Source organism: Amnimonas aquatica, assembly GCF_002943415.1.
Taxonomy (GTDB): domain Bacteria; phylum Pseudomonadota; class Gammaproteobacteria; order Pseudomonadales; family Moraxellaceae; genus Perlucidibaca; species Perlucidibaca aquatica_A.
Genome location: NZ_PTQZ01000161.1, coordinates 1 through 4202, shown reverse-complemented (window position 1 = coordinate 4202; position 4202 = coordinate 1). Strand labels below are relative to the sequence as shown.

General features: G+C 69.3%; 4 protein-coding genes. All 4 read right to left on the bottom strand.

Features of this window, described 5'->3' with window-relative positions; genetic code table 11:
• Positions 1–183 precede the first annotated feature (183 nt).
• The 4 genes from C5O18_RS07000 to C5O18_RS06985 all read right to left on the bottom strand — a co-directional run bounded on the left by C5O18_RS07000 (position 184) and on the right by C5O18_RS06985 (position 4090).
• The gene (locus tag C5O18_RS07000; protein WP_105192692.1) at positions 184–1035 is read right to left on the bottom strand and encodes a M48 family metallopeptidase; all 852 of its coding nucleotides are present in this window, start codon (positions 1033–1035) and stop codon (positions 184–186) included.
• 81 nt (positions 1036–1116) lie between these two features.
• A complete protein-coding gene (locus C5O18_RS06995) occupies positions 1117–2694 on the bottom strand; it encodes a glycerol-3-phosphate dehydrogenase/oxidase (RefSeq protein ID WP_206389775.1) in 1578 nt (525 codons plus the stop codon).
• A gap of 184 nt (positions 2695–2878) precedes the next feature.
• Positions 2879–3682, bottom strand: coding sequence for a glutamate racemase (gene murI / locus C5O18_RS06990; RefSeq protein WP_105192690.1), 804 nt, complete (start codon positions 3680–3682; stop codon positions 2879–2881).
• Between the two features lie 153 nt (positions 3683–3835).
• Positions 3836–4090, bottom strand: a complete 255-nt coding sequence (locus tag C5O18_RS06985; protein ID WP_105192688.1) for a DUF2789 domain-containing protein — start codon at positions 4088–4090, stop codon at positions 3836–3838.
• Positions 4091–4202 lie beyond the last annotated feature (112 nt).

The window sequence follows — 4202 nt, the reverse complement described above, 5'->3', positions numbered from 1 at the left end:
TGGACAGGTCGGGAGGTGGGGCGGGCCGGAAAAACGCCTGCGCTACAATTTCCGGCCCGCCCCACCTCCCGACCTGACAGCGGCTCATGATCGGAGCGCGGTGCCCGGGCGCCGGCACCGCCCGCGAAAAGGAAACCCCGCCGCCTCGGCTCCCACCCTCCGGTCACGCAGACCAGTGCCAGCTCAAGTCCTGGGGACGATCGCCCTGGCCGCCGGCGGATTGCGCTTCGCCGCCTCGTAGAGCGGCATGACCTTGGGAATGGCGGCCTGCAGGTCGCGGATGCGCTGGGCGCTGCCCGGGTGGGTGCTGGTGAAGGAACCGCTGGTGTTGCCGGTGGCCTCGCCCATCTTCTGCCAGAGGGTGACGGCGGCGTTGGGGTTGTAGCCGGCGCGCGCCAGCAGCTCCAGGCCCATGATGTCGGCCTCGGACTCCTGGCCACGGCTGTGCGGCAGCGTCAGTCCGACCTGCACGGCGGTCTTCACCAGCTCGCCGGTGCCCTGCGACATGCCGGTCACCGCGCCGATGATGCCGATGCCGGCGCTCTGCGCGTAGGCCTGCGACATGCGCTCGCGGCCATGCTCGCGCAGCGCGTGGGCGATCTCGTGGCCCATGATGGCGGCGATCTCGTCATCGGTCAGCTTGAGCTTGGTGATGATGCCGGTGAAGAACATGATCTTGCCGCCGGGCGCGCAGTAGGCGTTGAGTTCGTCGCGCGTTTCCAGGTTGACCTCCCACTGCCAGGACACGGCATCGCTGCGGAAGGTGGCGACCTGGGGAACGAGCCGGTCGGCGATGCGCCGGATGCGCTCCAGGTTGGCCTTGTCGGTGTTCAGCGCCTTCTTCTCGCGCGCCTTGCTGAGCTCGCCGTTATAGCTCTCGACCGCCATGGCATCGACCTGGCTGGACGACAGCAGCATGAGCTGCTGGCGCTTGATGCCGGTGGCACCCTGTTGCGTGGTGCTGACGCAGGCGGCCAGGCCCGCGGCCAGAATGACGGCGGCGGCCAGCGGACGCAGAAGACGGACAGTGGTCATGGAAACCTCCTTGGAAACTCGCGGCACGGCGCCGGCGCCAGCCGGAGGACACGCTCCGGCTCTGGCCGCTGTCAGCGGATATCAGGCCGCCGGCAGCGAATAATAACGCCGCCAGATGCCGGCATAGCGTACACGCTCGTCGGCGATGCGGTCAGCCGTCCAGCCCAGCTCGCCGGACAGGATGCCGTCCAGCGCCGGCACGGCATCCAGACCGCCGCCCGGCAGCAGGATGCCCAGGCGCACGCGGCGCAGCAGCAGGTCGTCGAGATGCACCACCTGCTCGTGGCGGCAAGCCCAGCGCAGCTCCGCCAGCAGCGTGGCAGTGCCGGCCACCGGCACCAGCTCTTCCGCCGGCATCTCGGCCAGGAAATCGCGGGTGCGGATGCCGAAGCGCGCCACCAGGCGGGCGAACACGTCCGCTGCCATGCCCGCAGGCGCCGGTCCGGGCTGCGGCGCCGAGAACACCGCCTCGCCGGTGTCGCGGATCTCGCGGTCCAGGTAGGGCTCGGCCAGCTTCAGGGCATCCAGCGCGATGAGGCGGAAGGTGGTGAGCTTGCCGCCGGTCACGGTGATCAGGCCGTGGTCGTCCCAGGCCATGTGGCTGCGGCTCTCCTTCGAGGGGTCGCTGCCGTCGCCGGCACTGACCACCGGCCTGACGCCGGAGAAGGTGGAAATGACATCGGCGGTCGTGAGCCCGGCCTGCGGGAACTTGTCATTGACGCCGCGGAGCAGGTAGCTGACCTCGTCGGCATGGATCGACGCTTCGGTGTCCATGTCCTCGCGGTGGTCCAGGTCGGTGGTGCCGACCATGGTCCGTCCTTCCCACGGGTAGATGAACATGACGCGGCCATCGTCCGGGTGATGGCAGATCACCGCCTCGGCCAGCGGCAGGCGCTCGCGCGGGAACACCAGATGGCTGCCGCGCAGCGGGCGCACCCGCACTTCATCCACCAGCTTGCGGCGCAGGCGATCGGCCCAGGCGCCGGTGGCGTTGATCACCGTGCGTGCGCTGACCAGCGCGCGACCGCCATCGGCGGTGTCCTCGAGGTGCAGGCCGGTGACGCGGCTGCCGGCCATGGCGAGGTCGGCGGCCTTCACGTAGTTGATCAGGGTCAGGCCCTCCGCCACCGCCTCGTCGAGCACACGCTGCACCAGACGCGAATCGTCGGTGAGCGCATCGGTGTAGCGGGTGGCGCCGGTGAGGCCGGCGCTGCGGTAGCCGGGCATGCGCTGCAGGAATACCGATGGCTTGAAATAGCGGCGGTCGCGCACGCGCGCCAGGAAATCGTAGGCGGTGACCACCAGCGCGAACGGCCAGCGGCCGGGGAACACGCCCTTGAAGTGGGCATAGTGGTAGCCCATGCGCTCGACCAGTCCGGGGGCTTCGCGCAGCAGGCGCTCGCGCTCGGTCAGCGAATGCCAGGTCAGGCGCACCTCGCCCTGGGCGATGTAGCGCAGGCCGCCGTGGACCATCTTGGAAGAGCGGCTGGAGGTGCCCCAGCTGTAGTCCGTCTGTTCGATCAGCAGGGTCTTCAGGCCGCGGCGCACGGCCTCGCGCGCCACGCCGGCACCGGTGATGCCGCCGCCGATGACGATGACATCCCAGAGATGGTGCGGCAGGGACTCCCAGATGGCGTGACGCGACAACGTGGCCGGCAAGACGACTTCCTCAGTGGCAGCGAACAGGCGCTCAATACCTGAGCATTCTACGAAACCCGGCCGGCCCGCGCCGGCCGCCGACCGACCACCCGGTCAGGGTCGCCGGCCGTGAGTCCGCGCAGGCAGGTGGGGGCTGGAAATTGTAGCGCACGCGTTTTTCCAGCCCCCTCCTGCCTGCTCGGACTCACCAGCGGACCTGTTCCAGGTGCTTGAACTCGCGGCCGAGGAAACGGCTGCCGATGGTCTGGAAACGCAGCGGGATGTCGGTCACCACGTAGTCGTAGCGCGGCTCCTGGCGCTGCGGGTTGTGCATCTCCATTTCGCTCAGCACGCGCGCGGTCTGCTCGGCGATGGTGATGGCCGAGTCCACCAGGCGGATGCCGGGACCGGCGACCTCCTGCAGCAGCGGCTTCAGCAGCGGGTAGTGCGTGCAGCCCAGCACCAGCGCGTCGATCTGCTCGACCAGCGCCGGCTTCAGGTACTCGCGCGCGGTCAGGCGCGTGACCTCGTGATCGAGCCAGCCCTCTTCCACCAGCGGCACGAACAGCGGGCAGGCCTGCGAGTACACGCGCAGGTCCGGGTTGAGGGCGTGGATGTTGCGCGCATAGGCATTGGAGTTGACCGTGGTCGGCGTGCCGATGACGCCGATGCCCTTGCGGCTGATCTCCACCGCGGCGCGGGCGCCGGCATCGATCACGTCCAGCACCGGCACCGGGGAACGGGCGCGCACGGCCTCGCCGGCCACCGCCGCCATGGTGTTGCAGGCGATGATCAGCAGCTTGACGTCGCGCTCGAGCAGGTAGTCGGCGATCTGCGTGGTGAAGCTGCGGATGGTGTCCACCGACTTCACGCCGTAAGGCACGCGCGCGGTGTCGCCGAAGTAGACGATGTCCTCGAACGGCAGCCGCTCCATGAGCGCGCGCACCACGGTCAGGCCGCCGATGCCGGAGTCGAAGACACCGATGGGGGAACGCGCGGAGACGGTCATCTGGAGGTTTCCTGTGCGGCGGCTGCCGGTCGTGGCCGGACACCGGCGCGAACGCGGGCCGGCGTGCCGCGCAGGATAGCAAAACGCCGACGCCGCACAATGGCCGTCCGGCGGGTCCGGGCCGGCACCACGACCAGCACAGCGGCCGGCGGCTCAGGTGGCGGTGCGGGCGCGCACGGCATCCTCGTGCAGGGACTCGTTGAGCTGGTCCACGACCATGGCCCAGGCGGCATCGCCCCGGATCTGCTCGGCCAGGAACTGGCGCTGGCCGGGGGTCCAGAACGGCGCATTGGCGATGCTGACGTCGGCGGGCAGCTGGTGCGTCTCGATGAAATCGGCGATCGCCTGCTCGCTGGCATCCAGCCCCAGTTGCAGGAACAGGTTGGTCATGCGGGGAGTGGCATTCATGACGGGCTCCTAAAGCGTGGCAGTCCGGGTTGCCGGCGTTCTACCGGCAAATGCTGCGTACCCAGCATAACGCGACTCATCCCGGTCTTTCACGCAACATATCGGGCAAGGC

Bases quoted from the DNA above. Each gene is read 5' to 3' on its own strand.
- C5O18_RS06985 (WP_105192688.1), bottom strand. From the start codon at position 4,090: ATGAATGCCACTCCCCGCATGACCAACCTGTTCCTGCAACTGGGGCTG.
- C5O18_RS07000 (WP_105192692.1), bottom strand. From the start codon at position 1,035: ATGACCACTGTCCGTCTTCTGCGTCCGCTGGCCGCCGCCGTCATTCTG.
- murI (WP_105192690.1), bottom strand. From the start codon at position 3,682: ATGACCGTCTCCGCGCGTTCCCCCATCGGTGTCTTCGACTCCGGCATC.